The sequence below is a fragment of the Faecalibacterium sp. 3 genome (assembly GCF_048323735.1).
Lineage (GTDB): Bacteria > Bacillota > Clostridia > Oscillospirales > Ruminococcaceae > Faecalibacterium > Faecalibacterium wellingii.
On record NZ_JBLWFN010000001.1, the window covers coordinates 2088983 to 2110104 of the forward strand.

The window sequence follows — 21122 nt, forward strand, 5'->3', positions numbered from 1 at the left end:
CAGAATTGAGGAAATATGAGTAGTTTTGCGTCCCGTGCGCGGGAGGAGATCGCTGCACGCAGCATCCAGAAGGATTGCTGTGTGCGTGCGGCGGCCTATGGCATTGCGTGCTTTGCCAAATATTTTGATGCCAGGGGCCTTGTGGTGCAGACCGAACAGCAGGAGACGGTGCAGGCGGCACAGCAGCTGTTTGCCCGCTGCGGCGTGCAGGGCGAAATTTTGCAAAAGCAGCGGCCCAGCGGCGTTTTGTACGAGTTCAACATCCGTGCGCCGGAGCAGGTGGCCCGGATGCATGAGCTGTTCGGCACCACCGGCAGTGAGACCAGCCTGCAGATCGACCCCCGCCTTATCCGCTGCCAGACCTGCGTCAGTGCGTACATTGGCGCAGCTTTTTTGTGCAGTGGAACGGTCATTGATCCGCAGAAGGAATATAATCTGGAGTTCCTTACCTCCCGCACCAACCTTGCACGGGACTTTGAAGCATTGCTGGCAGAGCATGAGTTTGCACCGCACCGCACCCGGCGCAACGGTGTGAACCTGATCTACGTCAAAACGGGAGCCAATGTAGAACGGCTGCTCAGCTTTATGGGGGCAGTGAATGCCGCTGAGGAGATGCACGCACAGAAGGCGTTCAAGCAGGTGCGCAACCAGACGAATCGTCAGACCAACTGCGACACCGCAAACCTCGGCAAAACGGCCCGCGCCAATGCGCAGACGCTGAAGGCAATCCGATTTCTGGAAGAGCAGGATGCCCTTTCCACCTTGCCGGAGGTGCTGCAGCAAGCTGCCGCCAAACGGATGCAGTACCCGGACCTTTCGCTCACGGCACTGTGCGGCTGCTTTGAGCCTGCGGTGAGCAAATCCGGCCTGTCACACCGGATGAAGAAACTGGAGGCGTTGGCCGAAAATCTGCGGAAGAATCTGGAACAGGAGGCACAGCGTGAGCGAGATCAGTGAGAACAACCGTCTTGGAAGGGACTTCGTTCATCTGCACATCCATACGGAATACAGCCTTCTGGACGGTGCCTGCCGCATCGACCAGCTGATGGAGCGCGTAAAAGAGTGCGGGCAGACCGCCATTGCCTGCACAGACCATGGCGTTATGTACGGCTGCGTGCAGTTTTACAAGGCGGCTAAAAAGGCGGGCATCAAGCCTATTATCGGCTGCGAAGTCTATGTTGCCACCCGCACCCGCTTTGATAAGGTGAACAAGATCGATGGCAATAACCATCTGATCCTGCTGTGCAAAAATGAGACCGGCTACAAAAACCTTATCAAAATGGTATCGGCCTCTTTTGTGGAGGGCTTTTACTCCAAGCCCCGCATCGATAAGCAGCTGCTGGAGCAGTATCACGAGGGACTGATCTGCCTGTCTGCCTGTCTGGCCGGTGAGATCCCGCAGGCCATTCTGGCAGGCGACTATGAGCGCGCCAAAACCAGCGCCTTGTGGTACCGCGACCTGTTCGGCGAGGGTAACTATTACATTGAGCTGCAGGATCACGGACTGAAAGAGGACAACATCGTTCTGCCGCAGCTCATCAAGCTTGCGCGGGAAACAGGCATCCCCATGGCAGCCACCAACGACTCCCACTATCTGCGCAGGGAGGATGCCAAGATGCAGGGCATTCTGCTGTGCATCCAGACCGGTAAGACCATTCAGGATGCGGATAAGATGGAGTTCCAGACCGACGAGTTCTATGTCAAAACGACAGACGAAATGTATGATCTGTTCTCCATGGTGCCGGAAGCCTGCGAGAATACCGCCAAAATTGCCGAACAGTGTAACTTTGATTTTGATTTTGGACACACTAAAATTCCATATTACAAAGCGCCGAACGGTATGGATAATCAGGCGTTTTTTGAAAAGCTCTGCTGGGAAGGTCTGGAGCGCCGCTACGGCCCTGATGTACCGCAGGCCAACAAAGACCGTCTGAGCTACGAGATCGGCGTGGTCAAAAAGATGGGCTACACAAACTACTACCTCATCGTGTGGGACTACGTCAACTACGCCAAGAGTCAGGGCATCCCGGTGGGCCCGGGCCGCGGCTCCGGCGCAGGCAGCATTGCGGCTTACAGTGTGGGCATCACGGATATCGACCCCATCCGCTATAATCTGATCTTTGAACGCTTTTTGAACCCGGAGCGTGTCAGCATGCCGGACTTCGATGTGGATTTCTGCTACGAACGCCGACAGGAAGTCATTGATTACGTCAACCGCAAATACGGTGCTGACCATGTGGCACAGATCGTCACCTTCGGCACTATGGCCGCCCGCAACGCCATCCGCGATGTCGGCCGTGTAATGGGGATCCCGTATCAGCAGGTGGATGCGGTGGCAAAACAGGTCCCCATGGAACTGAAAATGACCCTGAAGCGTGCGCTGGAGGTCTCGACAGAGCTGAAGCGGATGTACGACACCGATCCGCAGGTCACGGAGCTGATCGACACGGCCCTGAAGGTGGAGGGAATGCCCCGCCATGCATCCACGCATGCGGCGGGCGTCGTCATTACCCCGGAGCCTACGGACTACTATCTGCCGCTGGCCACCAATGATGGCCTGCCCGTGACCCAGTTCAACATGACCGAGATCGAGGAGCTTGGACTTCTGAAGATGGACTTCCTTGGTCTGCGCACCCTGACGGTCATCCGCGATGCGGAAATTGCCGTGCAGAAGCATGACCCGGAATTTTCCGTCCAGAAGCTGGACTATGACGACCCGGACACCTACAGGATGCTGGGGCAGGGCGATACCGAAGGCGTGTTCCAGCTGGAATCCTCCGGCATGAAGCAGGTCCTGGTGGGCCTGCAGCCGCAGAACCTTGAAGATGTCATCGCTCTCATCAGCCTGTACCGTCCCGGCCCCATGGACTCCATCCCAACCTATCTGCGCAACCGCCACGAGCCGGATAAGATCAGCTACAAGACCCCGCAGCTGGCGCACATTCTGGACGTGACCAACGGATGCATCGTGTATCAGGAACAGGTGATGCAGATCTTCCGTGAGCTGGCAGGCTTCTCGTTCGGGCAGGCAGACAATGTCCGCCGTGCCATGAGCAAAAAGAAACATGCTGTCATGGAGGCAGAGCGTGAGCACTTTGTGCACGGCTGCACCGACCCCGGCAACGAATGCCCGGGCTGTGTGGCAAACGGCATTTCGGAAAAAGTGGCAAACGAGATCTACGACGAAATGTCCAGCTTTGCCTCCTATGCATTCAACAAAAGCCACGCTGCCTGCTATGCCTATGTGGCATTTCAGACAGCCTATCTCAAGTGCCATTACCCCAGCGAATTCATGGCTGCATTGCTGACCAGCGTGCTGGACAACACCGATAAAGTCATCGAGTACTCCGGTGAGTGTGCACGGCTTGGAATTAAGGTGCTGCCGCCGGACGTGAATGTTTCAAACGGCGGATTTACGGCAGATGACAACGGTCAGATCCGTTTTGGACTGAACGCGGTCAAGAACGTGGGCCGCAACCTTATTGAGAATGTGGTCAGAGAGCGGCAGAATAAGCCCTACACCAGCTTGTACGATTTCTGCAAGCGGATGCATGGTACAGAATTGAACCGCCGGGCGGTCGAAAGCCTGATCAAGGCCGGTGCCTTTGACCATATGGGCAGCAACCGCCACAGTCAGGTGGAGGCGGTGGAAGGCATTCTGAAAAGCATCGAAACAGACTCCCGGCGCAATCTGGACGGCCAGCTGGATCTGTTCTCGGTCATGAGCGGGGAAGCGCGGGACGAAGCATCTGCGGACAGCTATGAGATCAAACAGCTGTCGGAATACAGCCACAAGGAGCTGCTGCAGCAGGAAAAGGATGTCAGCGGCCTGTACCTGTCCGGCCATCCGCTGGACGCCTACCGTGAGCAGTCGGCGCGGATCGCGTCCCACTCCATCAAGGATCTGACCGGCGAGGATGCCCATGTGAAGGACGGCGAAAGGGTGCGCATCGTGTGTGCAGTGGTAAAAAGCCGCATGATGACCACCAAGTCCAACAGCATGATGGCCTTTACCAGTGTGGAAGACCTGACCGGTACGATGGAGGTGATCGTGTTCCCCAGAGTGCTGGACACCTTCCGCGATTCACTGCACGAAAACGCGGTCGTCGTGATCGATGGCAAACTTTCTGTGCGAGAGGACGAAGCCTCCAAGCTGCTGGCAGAGAGTGTTGTCCCCATTGAAAGCTATGATCCCTCCCGGCCGGACAAGGGCCGCCCGGACCCGATGCGGAAGGCTGCAAAAAAACTCTATATCCGTGTGCCGTCCCGCAGCAGCAGGGAATATGCAAAGGTGGTAAATCTTCTGCATATTTTCGATGGAGATATGCCGGTGCTTCTGTACCTGATGGACACCAAGCAGTATCTGCAGGTGCCGCGTCATCTTTACACTTCCGGCCATCCGCTGCTGTTTGAAGAACTGGAAAGACTGGTCGGCACAGACAATATTGCAACAAAATGACATTTCTGTGCACGAATCTTAACAGGCAGAATGTTTTCAAAACGGAGCGTTTGTGTTATAATGATTCAAGGCAAGTGAAGTGCTCTGAGCAGCGTTGAAATGGAGAGCGCTGTGATATTACTGGGTAAATGAAGACAAAATTGGAGGGAATCTCTCGTATGGAAAAGCAGATCAAAACGATTGGTGTGTTGACAAGCGGCGGTGATGCTCCCGGCATGAACGCTGCTGTGCGCGCCGTAGTCCGTACCGGCCTGCATAAGGGTTACCGTATGATCGGCATTCAGCGCGGCTATAACGGCCTGCTGAACGGCGAATGCTTTGAAATGAACCTGCGCAGTGTCTCGAACATCATTTCTGCAGGCGGTACGATCCTTTACACTGCCCGCTGCCTGGAGTTCAAGACCAAGGAAGGTCAGGACAAGGGTGCTGAGAAATGCCGCGAGCTGGGGATCGATGCACTGGTGGTCATTGGCGGTGATGGTTCTTACCGCGGCGCTCGTGAGCTGGCCCACCGCGGCATCCCGATGATCGGCCTGCCCGGCACCATCGATAACGATATTTCCTGCACGGATTATACCATCGGCTACGATACTGCGATGAATACCGCGCTGGAAATGATCGATAAGCTGCGCGACACCACCCAGAGCCATGACCGCTGCAGTGTGGTCGAGGTCATGGGCCGCAATGCCGGTTACATTGCACTGAACGTGGCCATCGCTTCCGGTGCTATGGCTGTTCTGCTGCCGGAGAAAGAGTTCGACATGCAGCGCGATATTCTGGATAAGATCGCAGAGACCCAGAAGACCGGCAAGCGTCATTTCATCATCATCGTGGCCGAGGGCGTCGGCCATGCGCAGGAGATCGCAAACGAGATCCAGGCCCGTACCGGCATTGATTCCCGTGCAACGATTCTGGGTCATGTCCAGCGTGGTGGTTCTCCCACCCTGCGTGACCGCGTGAATGCGTCTGCAATGGGCTATCACGCTGTCTGTCTGCTGGAGCAGGGCAAGTATAACCGTATCGTTGGTATGAAAGGCGAAAAGCTGGTGGACTATCCGGTGGATGAAGCTCTTGAAATGACCAAGACGCTTGACCCGGTGCTGATGGACGTGTGCAACACCATTTCTATCTGATATTTATAAAGTCAATACCATGGAGCTGTTCTCTCGAGGGATCGAGAGGGTAGCTCTTTTTTACGTTTTGACGCAAAAAATACATGAACTGACTGGAGTTTTCTGCATTTTAAAAAAGAAAAATTGTGAATGAAAAGTGCATAACCATAAATAGAAATATATGGAAGAAACCGTGGCTCGAATTGTAATATTTCGACCCGGTGCTGGATTGGTGCTAGAACATCAGGGAATCTTATCAAGCTCGCTGATGAGCCATTCGACGGTACGCCTAGTGTAAACACGCTCAGTAAGGTCATCGATTTTATGACCAACGATTCGCTTGAGAGCATATTCGTCCATCTCCGCTTTCTTGGCTGCACCCTCTCGAAGCTGCCGCAGTCCATGCGCCAGAAATATGACGAGTTCATGCGGGAGGGGACGCTGGCCGTGATGGAAGGCACCGTGCTGGACATGATGGAAGTTTACGACGACCTTGACGCCTTTATTGAGCAAAGCCGGTACGATGTGCGGTGCTTTGGCTACGATCCCTACAATAATGCAAAGGACTTTGTGGAGCGGTGGGCCAGAGAGAACGGCGAGTACGGCATTGAAAAGGTGATACAGGGCGCAAAGACCGAGAGCGTGCCGCTGGGTGAGCTGAAGAAGCTGAGCGAACAGAGGAAGCTGTTGTTTGACGAAGCGCTAATGCAATTTGCCATGGGCAACTGCATTACGCTGGAAGACACAAACGGCAACCGCAAGCTTCTGAAACAGAGGTATGACCAGAAGATCGATGCGGTTGCCGCTATGATGGATGCGTATGTAAGTTACAAGGTGAACCGGGATGCGTTTGAGTGATTACTTGATTACAGTTTTGGTGCTGAGAATTTGCTTGACAGCTCCTGCTGGAGCTTTGCTGAACGAATAAGTATAGCCATTTCCGTCAGTTAAACTCATGTCATATTTAGAAAAACTGATTTGCTCGTCCCAACCACGGTCATAACTAAAATGAATAGTAATGCCGTCTTTGAAACTGCCAGAAACAATTTTAGCTCTCATGGCTGTTTCGTCGCCGTTTCCGTGGGCAAAATAGTAAACCTCATGGTTCGCAAAGTCAATGTAGTAATAAACACGATAACTTCCCGTGTTCATGACATAGCCGAGAGCTGTATCTTCTTCACCGGAAGTGGATTTAGAAGCAGTTGAGGAACTCTGTTCGGTTGTATCCGAAGATGCTTCGATCCCATATGCAGCCATCTGTTCCTCAACATATTGGTTCATGTCGACGCCCTCGGGGATATCGGAAACGGGGCCGTCGTAGGAGGATTGAATGAAATCTGAAGTGCGTGGAATGGTATAAGAGCCATCAGTGCCATCAGAACGGGTAACCTGGAGGCCATCGTCCGTTACAGTAATTGTTTCATCCCAGCCGTTGAGGTAGTTGAAGTGGACTTTATAGCCGCTTTTTGCATTGCCCGACGTGATGCGACCAGTGATGCCTGCAGCGTAGGAGTCCGGCGCTTTGAGGAAATAGCGGACGATACCAGAAGAAGGCATGACCCAATAGCACTCGCTGTACTCGGAACTTTCGGCTCCGTAGCAGAGTTCTTCTTCAGTGGTTTCTGCAACTGCGGTTTCCTGAGAAGAATCAGATGAGCTACTGGAAGAATAGAAGCTGTGGTACAAAATGACGATGGGAATGTCCATGGGATACCATGTCTCTTCTTTGAAGTCCGGGGCGCCATCGACCGTGATTTCAATAACGTCGTTCTCGGTTTCAAAAATCCCGAGGATCATGTCGCCTTTGCCTTCGGCTGTAACATTGATAAAGCCGGCATCTTTCAGCTGCTTGACAACATTGCGGTAATCACTGTAATCCGAGATGACAGGCATCATAACTTCACCCATTGCAAGGTGGGAATTGGCAACACGCTCCTCTTCCAGTCTGGCAAGCTCGGCACTATGAGCTGCCTGTTCCTGTGCATGCTGTTTGCTGTTTGACGAAGAGACACCCGCCGAAATTAGAAGAACCAGAACAAGACCGCCGGCAATGAGGCATTTTTGGGTATTAGCTCTGTAATAGTTGATGGCTTTGGCGACAGACTTGCCAACCTGACGGGCGTATTTTTCGTTCTGAGCAGAACGGTATTCTGCATAGGCACGGGCGTCGGCTTCTTCGCGTGCCTGCTGCTCCTGTTTTTTGCGCTCGGCTGCTTCTGCCTCACGCCGTTTGCGTTCTTCCTCGGCACGCTTTTTGGTACGCCGCTCTTCAAATGGAGAAGCGAAAGCATCGACGAGGCGATATGCGACATCTGCGGCAGTATGTCCGCAATCTCTTTTTTCCGCTGGTTCCGCAGGCTCGGAATGTTCTGCCGCATTGCGGACAAAAGGCGCAATTTCGATTTTGGTACCGCAATACTCGCAGAACGCAAAATCACGTCTGGAATCTGTGATATGGAGCTTTTTACCGCATTCAGGACAGGTGATCGTTGCCATGTTTTTCATTCCTTTCCTTACAAACAAAAGCTGTTAAAGCCAGTATAGCACGGAACCGTGGATAAAAGCAACCGGCTGTAAAAGAAAGTTGTTGATGGCCGGAAAAACACAGAAAAAGAAAAGGAGGAGTTTTTTCAAAATGGATTACTGGGAATACCTTGCGCACGGCCAGAAAGGTGCCGAGCGGGACGACCACCGGTACTATGCCCGCGAGCTGGTGGGCAACAGGGGCGGAAAGAACGTTTACCACTACTTTTACTCGGCAGAAGAGTATGCTTCGTACCGGAGGAGCAAGAGCAGCCATGCTGGTGCTGCAACAAATGAGAAAGAGAGCCTGCTGGACAAGGCGAGAAAATCGCACCGTGAAAACCGGTGGAGACCTGACACAATCATTAGCACTGGAAGCGCCGCAAGTGTTACATACAAAAACAGTGCTGGTAAAAAGCGTCATACGGATTATCAAGCGGAATGCAAAGAAAGGTGCATAAAGTCAATACCATGGAGCTGTTCTCTCGAGGGATCGGGAGGGCAGCTCTTTTTTATGGCGTGAACGGAGGAGTGTGCTCACATCCTCCATTGCAGATTTGACCGAGAAAGTCTCTTGCAATTGCTGGAAATCCAATGAAAGATTCAGCAAAAATAATGCGATAATGCGTATTAAATTTACGCTATTCAACAAAGAGTATCTCCACCTGATTGATTATAAATCAACCAAAAAAGTAAAATGAAACCGATTTCAACTGTGATGGATAAATGATCTATACAAACCGTATTCCTTTGCAGAGGGCGGAAAAATGTGGTATACTAACAAAAATGAAGCCTGTGCTGCAGCATCGTCCAGCCAACAAGTCTGGAATGCAGCGCAGGAAAAGTCGGAGAGCGGGAGAGTGGATTTTTTGGAGTTGGAACAGGCAAAGCAGCGCGTGGAAGAACTGCGAACGATCATTGAAAAAAACAATCGTCTTTATTATGATCAGGATGCACCGGAACTGGAAGATTTTGAGTATGATGCCCTGACCCGGGAGCTGAAAGCGCTGGAAGCACAGTTTCCACAGCTGGTAACGGCGTCGTCTCCTACGCAGAAGGTGGGCGGTACCGCCAGCAGCAAATTGCCCAAGGTGACCCACACGGTCAAAATGGAGAGCCTTCTGGATGCTTTTTCGTATGATGAACTGCGCGACTTTGACCGCCGTGTGCGCGAAGCGGGCGCAGAACCGGAGTATGTGGTCGAGATCAAGATCGATGGTCTTTCCTGCAGCTTGGAATATGAGGATGGTGAGCTGGTTCGTGCCTCCACCCGCGGCGATGGCGTAGTAGGCGAAGACGTTACAGCCAATGTCCGTGCCATTCGCAGCATTCCCAAAAAATTGAAGAATGCACCAGAGTTTCTGGAAGTGCGCGGTGAAGTGTATATGCCGCACGGAGCGTTCCAGAAGCTCTGCGCAGAGCAGGAGCTGCAGGGCGCTGCGCCTTTCAAAAATCCGCGCAATGCTGCTGCCGGTTCCCTGCGTCAGAAGGACGCCAAAATAACCGGCAGCCGGGGGCTTTCTATTTTTATTTTTAATGTGCAGCAGATCCGCGGTAAAACCCTCACAAAGCATTCGGAAAGTCTGGACTATCTCAAGAGTCTGGGGTTGCCGGTGTCGCCGCGTTATCATGTGGTGCATGATATTGAGCAGGCCATTGCAGAGATCGAGCAGATCGGGCAGAACCGTGCAAAGCTGGACTTTGATATGGATGGTGCTGTTATAAAAGTAAACAGCTTTGCACAGCGTGATTTGATGGGCTCCACCAACAAATTTCCGCGCTGGGCGATCGCTTTCAAGTATCCGCCGGAGGTCAAAGAAACTACGCTGCGCAGCATTGAGGTCGCAGTGGGCCGCACCGGTGTGCTGACGCCGACTGCCTGCTTTGACCCCGTATTTCTGGCAGGCACCACGGTTGCCCGCGCAACGCTGCACAATGAAGATTTTATCCATCAGTTTGGTCTTTGCATCGGCGATACCATTCAGGTGCGCAAGGCTGGCGATATCATCCCGGAAGTGATCGGTGTCACCCGCCATGCAGAGGATGCGCAGCCTTACGAAATGCCAACTGTCTGTCCTTCCTGCGGCGCACCGGTCGTTCATCTGGAAGATGAAGCGGCTCTGCGCTGTGTGAACCCCGAATGTCCGGCACAGGCGCTGCGCAATATCATCCACTTTGCATCCCGGGATGCTATGGATATTGAGGGCCTTGGCACGGCTGTTGCCACTCAGCTGGTGGAAAAGGATATGGTGCATTCTGCTGCGGATATCTACACTCTGACCCGGGAACAGCTTTTGATGCTGGACAAATTCAAGGAGAAAAGCGCAGAAAATCTTTTGAGCGCGATCGAACGCTCCAAGCAGAATAATCTGGATAAGCTTTTGTTCGGTTTTGGCATCCGCAACATCGGTGACAAGGCAGCAGCTCTGCTGGCGGAGCATTTTGGAACATTGCAGGCCCTCCGGGAAGCCACCGTGGAGAAGATCAGCGAGATCGACGGATTTGGCGGCGTGATGGCACAAAGCGTAGTAGAATTTTTTGCAAAAGAAGGCACCACCGATCTTGTGCACCGCTTGGCAGATGCCGGCTTGAACATGCAGTGGAAGGGCGAACCGAAAGGCGATAAGCTGGCAGGCAAAACGCTGGTGGTCACGGGTACGCTGGAATCGCTTTCCCGCAACGAAGCCGAGGCTCTGATCGTGAAAAATGGCGGCAAGGCCAGCGGCTCCGTCTCCAAAAAGACGGCTTATGTTGTGGCTGGTGCTGCGGCGGGTTCCAAGCTGACGAAGGCACAGACACTCGGGATTCCCGTTCTGACCGAGGCGGAATTTCTGGCAATGCTTCGGGATGGAAATATCTGACAACGAGACAGGCGATCCTTTTCGGGAAAGCCTGTCTCATTTTTTGCAGGGGCTGTTTTGCAGCAGTTCGGGCTTGTTTCTTTTGTGCCGGACGAGGGGAGAGAGCGGCGCAGAGTCCGTCTCTTCATCCTCCCTTCACAGTTCATTTGAAAAAAGTGCTTTTTCTTTCCGGCGTTTCATGCTATAATAATATTCAAACACGGCTTTGGGGCCGTCGCCGCCTGCTTTGGCAGTGCGGCAGGATAGGGCAGATCAGACGGTGTACCGTTCTGCCGGGGCAGTGCCCGCAACAGAGGGCGGGAAAATCAAAAAGAGAGGCGAATCGAGATGTTGGATATGATCAAGTGCAGCACCGGCGGTGCATACTATGCCCGCGGGGAGTGGGTGCCGGCAGACGGCAATGCATCTGCCGCGCTGGCCGCAAAAGGCTTTGATGCAGCAGCCGTTGCAAATGCAAAGACCGGTACCATGGCTTACAGCATTCTGCAGGCCCATAACACCAGCGGCGATGCCGATAACCTGAAGATCAAGTTTGACGCCATGGCCAGCCATGACATCACCTTTGTGGGCATTATCCAGACGGCCCGCGCATCCGGTCTGGAGAAATTCCCCATTCCGTATGTGCTTACTAACTGCCACAACAGCCTGTGCGCTGTGGGCGGCACCATCAACGAGGATGACCACCGCTTTGGACTGTCCGCTGCTAAAAAGTACGGCGGCATCTTTGTGCCCCCGCACCTTGCAGTCATCCATCAGTACATGCGCGAAAAGTTTGCGGGCTGCGGCAAAATGATCCTGGGCTCCGACTCCCACACCCGCTATGGCGCTTTGGGCACCATGGCCATTGGCGAGGGCGGCGGCGAGCTGGCAAAGCAGCTGCTGGGCCGCACCTATGATGTTGCCCGCCCGGGCGTCGTGGCCATCTACCTCACCGGCTCTCTGCCCGCAGGCTGCGGCCCCCACGATGTAGCGATCGCACTGGTGGGCAAGCTGTTCAAGAGCGGCTACGTCAAGAACAAGGTCATGGAGTTCGTTGGCCCCGGCATTGCGTCCCTGCGTCAGGATACCCGCAATGCCATCGATGCGATGACCACCGAGACCACCTGCCTGTCCTCCATCTGGGAGACAGACGAGACCACCCATCGCTTCCTTGCTGTGCACGGCCGCGCTGCCGACTATAAAAAGCTGGCCCCGGCGGATCTGGCCTACTATGACGGCGTGGTGGAAGTGGATCTGTCTGCGATCCGCCCGATGATCGCACTGCCCATGCACCCCTCCAATGCATTCACCATTGAAGAACTGAACGCAAACCTTGAGGATATCCTCCACGCCTGCGAACAGGATGTGCAGAAGCTCATCGGCCGCAAGGATGTCAGCCTTGACCTGTGCAGCAAGATCGAGAATGGAAAGCTGCGTGTGGATCAGGGTGTCATTGCAGGCTGTGCAGGCGGTCTTTACGACAGCATTTATGAGGCAGCCTCCATCCTCAAGGGCCATACCGGCGGCTGCGGCGACTACGCACTCAGTGTGTACCCCGGCAGCCAGCCGATCATGATGGAGCTGGTGCGCACCGGCGTGATCAGCGACCTGATGGCAAGCGGTGCAACCATCCGCACGGCTTTCTGCGGCCCCTGCTTCGGCGCAGGCGATGTGCCCGCAAACGGCGCGCTGTCCATCCGCCATACCACCCGCAACTTCCCCAGCCGTGAGGGCTCCAAGCCTGGCAACGGCCAGCTTTCCGGCGTAGCACTGATGGATGCCCGCAGCATTGCAGCCACCACGGCCAACGGCGGCATCCTGACCCCGGCCACCGACATTGATTATGATCCCACTGTGCCTGAGTATCAGTACGATCCTTCCAGCTACAATACCCGCGTGTATCAGGGCTTTGGCAAGGGCGATTACGATGCACTGCTCAAGCTGGGCCCCAACATCAAGGACTGGCCCGAGATCGCACCGCTGGGCAAGAATCTGTTGCTGAAGGTAGCTTCCTACATCACCGATCCTGTTACCACCACGGACGAGCTCATCCCCTCCGGCGAGACCTCGTCCTTCCGCTCCAATCCGCTGGGTCTGGCAGAGTTCACCCTCAGCCGCAAGGACCCGGAGTACGTGGGCCGTGCCAAGGCTGTGCAGGCTGAGGAAAAGGCCCGCCGTGCAGGCGAGGGCAGCGCCGAGGTGCTGGCTCAGCTGCACAAAGTGCCCGGCTGCGAGGCCCTGACATGGGATGATGTGCAGATCGCATCCACCATCTTTGCGGTCAAGCCCGGCGATGGTTCTGCCCGTGAGCAGGCTGCCAGCTGTCAGCGCGTGCTGGGTGCCGGGGCCAACATCGTCACCGAGTATGCCACCAAGCGCTACCGCTCCAACCTCATCAACTGGGGTATGCTGCCGCTGCAGCTGGTGGGCGCAACGCCCTTCGGTCTGGGCGATTATGTGTTCATCCCCAACGTCCGCGAAGCGCTCAAGGGCGATCTGCAGGACATCAAGGCCTATGTGCTGGGCGATTCCGTCAAGGAGTTCAGCCTGTATATGGCCCCGCTGACCGCCGACGAGCGCAAGATCCTGGCAGATGGCTGCCTGATCAATTTCTATAAGAACTAATAAAGATCCTCTCAGTCATTGCTTCGCAATGCCAGCTCTCCCGAAAGGGAGAGCTTTTTAGCAGAACGGAGCACGGCAGCTTTTGCGGATAAAAAGCATTTGGCAAAAGAAAAGCCCCCTCGGGGGAGCTGACGCCGCAGGCGGCTGAGGGGGTTTTCATGGAGGTTTCAATTTCTATGCCCGGCGATCTTCACAATCATTCTACCTGTTCCGATGGCTCGGTGCCCATCCACCGTCTGCCGCTCATGGCGGCACGGGTGGGTCTGGACACCATGGCCATTTCCGACCATGATACCCTGCTCAGTGTAAATTACTGCTATGAGCACCCGGTGCAGGACGGGGTGCATCTGCTCCCGGCGGCTGAGCTCACCGGCTACGACCACGAGCATCGTCACCGGGTGCACCTGCTGTGCTATTACCCGGACCCGGAAAGCCGGGAGTTGAGGGAGCATTGCGACATCCTGCGCCAGCGCCGCAACGAGTGCGGTCTGCAAAGCGCAAAGGAAATTGAAGCGCTGTATCCGCAGTTCCGCACGGAACAGGCACTGGAATACGCAAAAGACAGCGGTGTACTGTTCAAAAGCGGCATTATGGAGGCGCTGCATCAGCTGGGCCTGTGCGATGCCGTATATGGCAGGCTGTACAGTTACCTTTTTGGCTGGGAGCCGCGCGGCGTGGTACTGCATCAGGTAAAGTATCCTTCGGTACAGGAGGTGCTTGCCACAGCCAAGGCAGCCGGTGCGGTGGTGGTATTTGCACACCCGACCGTTTACAAAAGCATGCCGCTGGTACGCCAGCTTGCCAAAGAGGGAATGATCGACGGCATCGAGGTGGAGCATCCCCGCAACAGCCCGGAGGACAAGGCTGAGTGTGCGGCGCTGTGCGAGCAGTACGGCCTTATCCACACGGGCGGCACCGACTTCCACGGGGCCAACCACAAGGTGCCGCACCCGGTGGGTACCTGCACCACAGAGGAGGATCAGATCGCCCGTATTCTGGAACTGGCCCACCAGCGCCGTGGAATCGATGTATGACCGTGCAGCAGGTCACATTGACATTCCAACAGACCGGCCTATAATAAATGAAGACGAATACCGTCGGAATGTCTGTCAAAAAGAGAGGTTTTTGAACTATGAGCAAGGAATTCAGCTTCCCGAACAGCGGCACCTGCTCCAAGCAGACCAACTTTGTACTGAACGATGACCACACCATTGAGAGCATGGAAGTCATCGGCGGCTGCAACGGCAACCTGAAGGGCATCTGCAGCATCGTTCGCGGCATGAAGGCCGAACAGGTCATAGAGCGCTTTGAGGATGTGAAATGCGGCTTCCGCAGCACCAGCTGCCCGGATCAGATCGCAAAGAACCTGAAAAAGGCTCTGGCTGAAATGAACTGAACATGATCTGCCAAAGAGGAGATGCCACACCGGTATCTCCTCTTTGCTTTTCCCATCCCGACACAAACGACTGATTTTTTTCGGTGCTTTGGGGCTATACTTCTTATGCAAACGAATTTTTTCAGCAAGGAGCAGGCAAATGAGCATCTGGGAAAAAATGGGCTTTGGCGGTTACAAGGGCTTTTCGCATGAGGCGGACAGACTGCTGCGCAGTGCAGTGGAGCTTGCCGGGAACCTGGGCTGCGAAAAGGCAGATACCAGCCATCTGCTGCTGGCGATCCTGCAGCAGGATCAGGGCGCAGCAGCGCGGTTTCTGGCAGGCAAACAGATCTGTGAGCCGGAAGTGCGCCGTCAACTGGCTCAGACCCGCCGCGCCCCGGCTCTGCATCTGGACCGCCATGACCTTGCACCGGATCTCAGGCGTACCATGGACTATGCCATCATCGGGGCGCAGAACGCTCACCTGAACCGTGCCGAGCCGGAGCATCTGCTCTGCGCGATGCTGGAGGATGATGGCTGCACGGCAGGCGTGCTGCTGGCGTCCATGGGGCTGCAGCTCACAGAGGCTGTGAGAGAATGCCGCCAGCTGTCCGGGCAGTTCGTCCTGCCATACCAGACACGGGCGGCAGCCGGTGCACCACGCGGCAGCCGGGCCAGTGATAAATACTGCCGTGATCTGACCCGCCGCGCCGCAGAACGGGAGCTGGACCCGGTGTTCTGCCGGGAGGCGGAGCTGGACCGCATGGTAGAGATTTTATGCCGCCGTCAGAAAAACAACCCCTGTCTGGTGGGGGAGCCGGGCGTTGGCAAGACGGCGTTGGCAGAGGGTCTTGCCCAGCGCATTGCCGGGGACCGCGTGCCGCGCGCGCTCAAGGGGCGCCGTCTTCTGGCACTGGATATGGCCAGCCTTGTGGCAGGCACAAAATACCGCGGCGATTTTGAAGAGCGATTCAAAAACCTGCTGGAAGAACTGGTCCGGGACGGCAGTGCCATCCTGTTCGTGGACGAATTCCATACCATTGTAGGTGCCGGTGCAGCGGAAGGTGCCATTGATGCAGCCAGCATTTTAAAGCCGGTACTGGCACGTGGAGAATTGCAGATGATCGGTGCCACTACCACCGAGGAATTCCGCACCCATATCCAGAAGGACGCTGCATTGGAACGCCGTTTCGGCAAGGTGCAGGTGGAGGAGCCTACGCCTGCACAGGCCGTCGATATCCTCAGCGGTCTGGCCCCGCGCTACGAACGCTATCACAACGTAAAGCTTCCGCAGGAGACCCTGCAGGCGGCAGTGGAACTCTCGGTACGGTATCTGCCGGGGCGTTTTCTGCCGGATAAGGCCATCGACCTTGTGGATGAAGCCTGCGCAGCGGCACGCATCCGTGCGGAACGGGAAAAGCAGCCCCAGCCCGTGCTGACCCCGGATGATATCGCCCATGTAGTGGCACAGGCCAGCGGCGTGCCCACAGAGCGCGTTGGAGAGCAGGAACGGGAACGGCTGGAAAAGCTGGAACAGCGCCTGAACGAGGAGATCGTCGGGCAGAGCCGCGCAGTCGCTGCCGTGGCAGGGGCCATCCGCCGCAGCCGTACCGGTCTTGGGGAGCCGGGAAGGCCCATAGGAGCCATGCTGTTCCTTGGCCCCACCGGCGTTGGCAAAACGGCCCTTGCCAGGGCGCTGGCGGTCAGCTGGTTCGGCAGCGAAAAAGCCCTGCTTAAATTTGATATGTCGGAGTATCAGGAGCAGCACACCGCTGCCCGGCTGCTGGGTGCGCCGCCGGGCTATCTGGGCCATGATGAGGGCGGGCAGCTTACCGAGGCCGTGCGCCGCCGCCCCTACAGCGTGGTCCTGTTTGATGAGATCGAAAAGGCCCACCCGGATATCCAGAACATCCTGCTGCAGATCCTGGAGGATGGGCAGCTCACCGATGCCATGGGGCGAAAAGCGGATTTCCGCAACACCATCGTGCTGCTCACATCCAACCTTGGCGCGCGCTTTCTGGCGGGTCAGAGCGCTCCGCTGGGCTTTGCTGCGGGCAGTGAAGCCGTATTTGAAAAGCAGTCGGCGCAGGCCGTTGAGGAAGCGAAAAAGTGGTTCCGGCCAGAACTGGCAGGCCGTCTGGATGAAATGATCGTGTTCCGTCCGCTGGCAGATGACAGCCTGTGCGCCATTGCGGAAAAACTGCTCTGCCAGCTGGAACAGCGTGCAGCAGGCAGTGGCTATCAGCTGCACCATACGCCTCAGGTGGGCAGGGCACTGGCGGCAAAGGCACGGTCAGCCTATGGTGCCCGGGAACTGCGCCGCGCCGTGGACAGGGCAGTAGAGCAAGCCCTTGCAGACCGCATTGCCTCCGGCACAGCCAATACCGGCCAGCATTGGACAGCGGACTGCTCGGCTGATGGCTCTATCATCCTGCGGGAGGATGAAACCGTAACCATGTAAAAATTGGACAGTAGTGGCTTCCCCGCCGTCCTGCTAAGTAAAAATGCATCTTGCAACCTGCTGGTTTTCTGTTATCATAGAATCAGGGTGTATCTGAAAAACAGAATTGCAGGAGGAAGTTCATGCGCACTTTATTTCTTTTGAACCCCGCTGCCGGCAAGGCAGACTGTACCCGTGCTCTGCCGCGGCAGATCGATGCGGCTGCGGCGCGGGCCGGTCTTGCCAGGGGAGAATATACCATTCGGATCACTGCCCACGCAGGCCACGCCCGGGAGCTTGCCAATGCCGCAGCCCGACAGGCCCGGCAGGCAGGGGAGCAGCTCCGCATCTATACAGCAGGCGGCGATGGCACCTTCAATGAAGCCCTCACCGGCGTCTATGGGTTTGAAAATGCGGCTGTGGGCTGCCTGCCCTATGGCAGCGGCAATGATTTTCTGCGTACTTTTGGCACAAAAGCGGAATTTCTGGATCTGGACGCCCAGCTTGCAGGCGGGCCGGTCGCCATTGACCTGATGCAGACCAGTCTCGGTCTTTCGGCCACCATCTGCGCTGCCGGTCTGGATGCGCAGGTCGCCTACGGCATCCCGAAGTTCCGGCGCATCCCGCTGTGCGGCGGCGAAGCGGCCTATGCGCTTTCCATCGTAGAACAGCTGTGCGGGCATATTGGCCGAAGAGTAGAGTACACCATTGACGGCGAGACCCTGACAGTGGACTGCCTTATGTGTGCCGTCTGCAATGGCCGCACCTATGGCGGTGGTTTCCGTGCAGCGCCGGAAGCCAAGCCGGACGACGGCTGGCTGGATGTGTATATCATCCGCAAGGTGAGCCGTTTGACCATCGCAAAACTTCTGGGAATGTACAAAAACGGAGGGCACTTCCGGAATGGTCAGCTGGTCAGGGCGGCAGAGCCGTACTTTATCTACCGGCGGGCAAAGCAGGTCTCTCTGCGCGCCGTGGATGGCCGCGGGCCTATCGTTGCTACGGCAGACGGTGAGTGTGTGCCCAAGGAGCAGATCACTGTGCAGGTACAGCCGCTGGCTGGCCGTATTCTGCTGCCAAAGCCTGCTTTTGAGCGCTTTGCAGCGCAGCGGTCCGAACAGAGTGCGACCTGACCGGACGCGAAAAAATTCAGCCTTCAGGATCTCCTGAGCAGTCAAAGGGTCGGAAGCCTTAAAACAGGGTTTCCGGCCCTTTATTTTGCAGAAGAAAGAAAGGAGATCCGGAAGGTTTTGCTGATGATACGTTGATTGAACGAGTCGTCACAAATTGTTAATAAAGAATTGCAAAAAAAGTCTTGATTTTTCGGGTCAAGATGAGTACAATGTTCTTAGCACTCAGAGAAAAGGAGTGCTAAGCAACCGGAAGGGCGCACACGAGGCTTCCGGTTCATGGCAAAGTTTAAATTATATTTTATTATAGGAGGGCAAGAACTATGAAGATCATTCCTCTTGCAGACCGTGTTGTTATCAAGACTGTTGAGGTCGAGGAAACCACCAAGGGTGGCCTGATCCTGACCGGCAGTGCCAAGGAGAAGCCTCAGGTGGCTGAGGTCATCGCTGTAGGCCCCGGCGGCATTGTGGACGGCAAGGAAGTCAAGATGACCGTTAAGGTCGGCGACAAGGTCCTCACCAGCAAGTATTCCGGCACCGAGGTCAAGGTGGACGGTGAGGAGTGCACCATCGTCCGTCAGGGTGATATCCTGGCAGTCGTTGAGGACTGAGCACAGCCCCCTCTGTATTAAGAAATTGAGCTTTAAAGGAGCGATTTGATTATGGCTAAGCAGATCAAGCAGGGCGAGGACGCCCGCAAGGCACTGTGTGCCGGTATCGACACCCTGGCAAATACCGTTAAGATCACCCTGGGCCCCAAGGGCCGCAATGTGGTGCTGGGCAAAAAGTTCGGCGCACCGGTCATCACCAACGATGGCGTGACCATTGCCAAGGAGATCGAGCTGAAGGACGAGTTTGAGAACATGGGCGCACAGCTGGTGCGTGAAGTTGCCACCAAGACCAACGATGCAGCAGGCGACGGCACCACCACTGCAACCGTTCTGGCACAGGCTATGGTCACCGAGGGCATGAAGAATGTCACCGCCGGTGCAAACCCCATGGATATCCGCCGCGGCATGAGCAAGGCTGTTGCCAAGGCTGTTGAGACCATCAAGGCACACAGCCAGAAGGTGAAGGACAGCAACGATATCGCCCGCGTCGGCACCATTTCTGCCGGTGATCCCGAGATCGGCCGCCTGATCGCTGAGGCAATGGAAAAAGTTACCTCTGACGGCGTCATCACCATCGAGGAGAACAAGACCACTGCTGAGACCTACAACGAGATCGTGGAAGGCATGCAGTTTGACCGCGGTTACCTGACCCCTTATATGGTCACCGATACCGATAAGATGGAGGCTGTTCTGGACAATGCCGCCATCCTGATCACCGATAAGAAGATCAGCGTGATTCAGGATCTGGTTCCCCTGCTGGAGCAGGTCATGCAGAATGGTATGAAGCTGCTGATCGTGGCTGAGGATATCGAGGGCGAGGCTTTGTCCACCCTGATCGTCAACCGCCTGCGCGGCACCCTGAACGTGGCCGCTGTCAAGGCTCCCGGCTTTGGCGACCGCCGCAAGGAAATGCTGCAGGATATCGCCATTCTGACCGGCGGCACCGTAGTCTCCTCCGATCTGGGCTATGAGCTGAAGGACGCTACTGTCCAGATGCTGGGCCATGCACGTCAGGTCAAGGTCACCAAGGAGAACACCACCATCGTGGGCGGTGCAGGTGACAAGGATGCGATCGCAGCCCGTATTTCTCAGATCCGCAGCCAGATTGAGGTCGCTACCAGCGATTTCGACCGTGAGAAGCTGCAGGAGCGTCTGGCAAAGCTGGCTGGCGGCGTAGCCGTCATCAAGGTCGGTGCTGCCACTGAAGTTGAGATGAAGGATAAGAAGCTGCGCATCGAGGACGCTTTGAACGCAACCAAGGCTGCTGTTCAGGAAGGCGTCGTTGCCGGCGGCGGTACTGCTCCCATCAATGCGATTCCCGCTGTGCGTGAGCTGTGCGACACGCTGGAAGGCGACGAGCGCACCGGTGCCAAGATCGTCCTGAAGGCTCTGGAAGCTCCTCTGCGCCAGATCGCTAAGAATGCCGGTCTGGAAGGCAGTGTCATCATCGACAAGATCATTTCTGCCAATAAGCCCAACTACGGCTTCGATGCGCAGAATGAGGTCTTTGTGGACGATATGATCGCTGCTGGCATCGTTGACCCCACCAAGGTCACTCGTTCTGCTCTGGAAAATGCAGCATCTGTTGCAGAAATGGTCCTGACCACCGAGAGCTTGGTTGCAGATCTGCCGGAACCTCCGGCACCTGCAGCACCTGCCGGTGATATGGGCGGCATGGGCGGCATGTACTAATAACTGCCTAAAAACCGCATGAATCCTTGATTTTTGGAGCGCGCAAAAGCGGATTTACGCCAAACTTACGCCACTTACGCCAAAAATCAAAGCGCACTATAGGGTAACAAAATCGGCACTCGCTGAAAAGCGGGTGCCGATTTTTTGCGTCTGGGAGTATTGAAGAATCGTGAGCCTGCTGATGGATTCTGCGAGAGACAGACTGTCAGCGGCTTTATTGTTGACGAAGAACAAAGGTAGGGATACAATAAGCCAAAATCCTAAAATGCCAAACAACCCGAGTGTCCGAAGGAAAAAAGAGGATGCCATTGTGGA

At 55.6% G+C, this 21122-nt stretch carries 14 protein-coding genes; 13 read left to right on the plus strand and 1 reads right to left on the minus strand.

From position 1 onward, the window contains the following. Window positions 1-15 precede the first annotated feature (15 nt). The 4 genes from whiA (at window position 16) to ACNSPV_RS09995 (ending at window position 6429) form a co-directional block, all read left to right on the plus strand. Window positions 16-957: a DNA-binding protein WhiA gene (gene whiA / locus ACNSPV_RS09980; protein ID WP_249236583.1), complete on the plus strand. Its 942-nt coding sequence runs from the start codon at window positions 16-18 to the stop codon at window positions 955-957. Further along, complete coding sequence (locus ACNSPV_RS09985; RefSeq protein WP_348583536.1) at window positions 941-4459, plus strand: DNA polymerase III subunit alpha; 3519 nt, start codon at window positions 941-943, stop codon at window positions 4457-4459. Before whiA ends, ACNSPV_RS09985 begins: the two co-directional genes overlap by 17 nt. A gap of 158 nt (window positions 4460-4617) precedes the next feature. After that, window positions 4618-5592: a 6-phosphofructokinase gene (gene pfkA, locus ACNSPV_RS09990; RefSeq protein WP_348583535.1), complete on the plus strand. Its 975-nt coding sequence runs from the start codon at window positions 4618-4620 to the stop codon at window positions 5590-5592. A gap of 303 nt (window positions 5593-5895) precedes the next feature. Further along, window positions 5896-6429 (plus strand): terminase TerL endonuclease subunit, encoded by a 534-nt coding sequence (locus ACNSPV_RS09995; protein ID WP_348583534.1) that lies wholly within the window; start codon window positions 5896-5898, stop codon window positions 6427-6429. Here ACNSPV_RS09995 and ACNSPV_RS10000 read toward each other — a convergent pair whose 3' ends face one another. Then, complete coding sequence (locus ACNSPV_RS10000; protein ID WP_348583533.1) at window positions 6430-8067, minus strand: hypothetical protein; 1638 nt, start codon at window positions 8065-8067, stop codon at window positions 6430-6432. 139 nt (window positions 8068-8206) lie between these two features. Between ACNSPV_RS10000 and ACNSPV_RS10005 the strand changes: the two genes are divergently transcribed. The 9 genes from ACNSPV_RS10005 to groL all read left to right on the plus strand — a co-directional run bounded on the left by ACNSPV_RS10005 (window position 8207) and on the right by groL (window position 20807). After that, complete coding sequence (locus tag ACNSPV_RS10005) at window positions 8207-8617, plus strand: hypothetical protein (protein WP_348583532.1); 411 nt, start codon at window positions 8207-8209, stop codon at window positions 8615-8617. Window positions 8618-8954: 337 nt separating this feature from the next. Further along, window positions 8955-10955: an NAD-dependent DNA ligase LigA gene (gene ligA, locus ACNSPV_RS10010; protein ID WP_348583531.1), complete on the plus strand. Its 2001-nt coding sequence runs from the start codon at window positions 8955-8957 to the stop codon at window positions 10953-10955. Window positions 10956-11291: 336 nt separating this feature from the next. After that, a complete protein-coding gene (locus ACNSPV_RS10015) occupies window positions 11292-13559 on the plus strand; it encodes a hydratase (protein WP_418268305.1) in 2268 nt (755 codons plus the stop codon). Window positions 13560-13717: 158 nt separating this feature from the next. Continuing rightward, a complete protein-coding gene (locus ACNSPV_RS10020) occupies window positions 13718-14593 on the plus strand; it encodes a PHP domain-containing protein (RefSeq protein ID WP_348583529.1) in 876 nt (291 codons plus the stop codon). 98 nt (window positions 14594-14691) lie between these two features. Continuing rightward, a complete protein-coding gene (locus ACNSPV_RS10025) occupies window positions 14692-14955 on the plus strand; it encodes a TIGR03905 family TSCPD domain-containing protein (protein ID WP_249236591.1) in 264 nt (87 codons plus the stop codon). Between the two features lie 139 nt (window positions 14956-15094). Continuing rightward, window positions 15095-17395 carry an ATP-dependent Clp protease ATP-binding subunit gene (locus ACNSPV_RS10030; protein WP_339394843.1) on the plus strand — a complete coding sequence of 767 codons (2301 nt, stop codon included), beginning with the start codon at window positions 15095-15097 and terminating at the stop codon, window positions 17393-17395. A 122-nt stretch (window positions 17396-17517) separates the two neighbouring features. Continuing rightward, window positions 17518-18507, plus strand: coding sequence for a diacylglycerol/lipid kinase family protein (locus ACNSPV_RS10035; RefSeq protein WP_348583528.1), 990 nt, complete (start codon window positions 17518-17520; stop codon window positions 18505-18507). 320 nt (window positions 18508-18827) lie between these two features. Further along, a complete protein-coding gene (locus ACNSPV_RS10040; protein WP_249236594.1) occupies window positions 18828-19115 on the plus strand; it encodes a co-chaperone GroES in 288 nt (95 codons plus the stop codon). A gap of 51 nt (window positions 19116-19166) precedes the next feature. Then, entirely contained in the window at window positions 19167-20807 is a 1641-nt protein-coding gene (gene groL, locus ACNSPV_RS10045; protein ID WP_249236595.1) for a chaperonin GroEL, read from the plus strand. The last annotated feature ends 315 nt before the right edge of the window (window positions 20808-21122 follow it).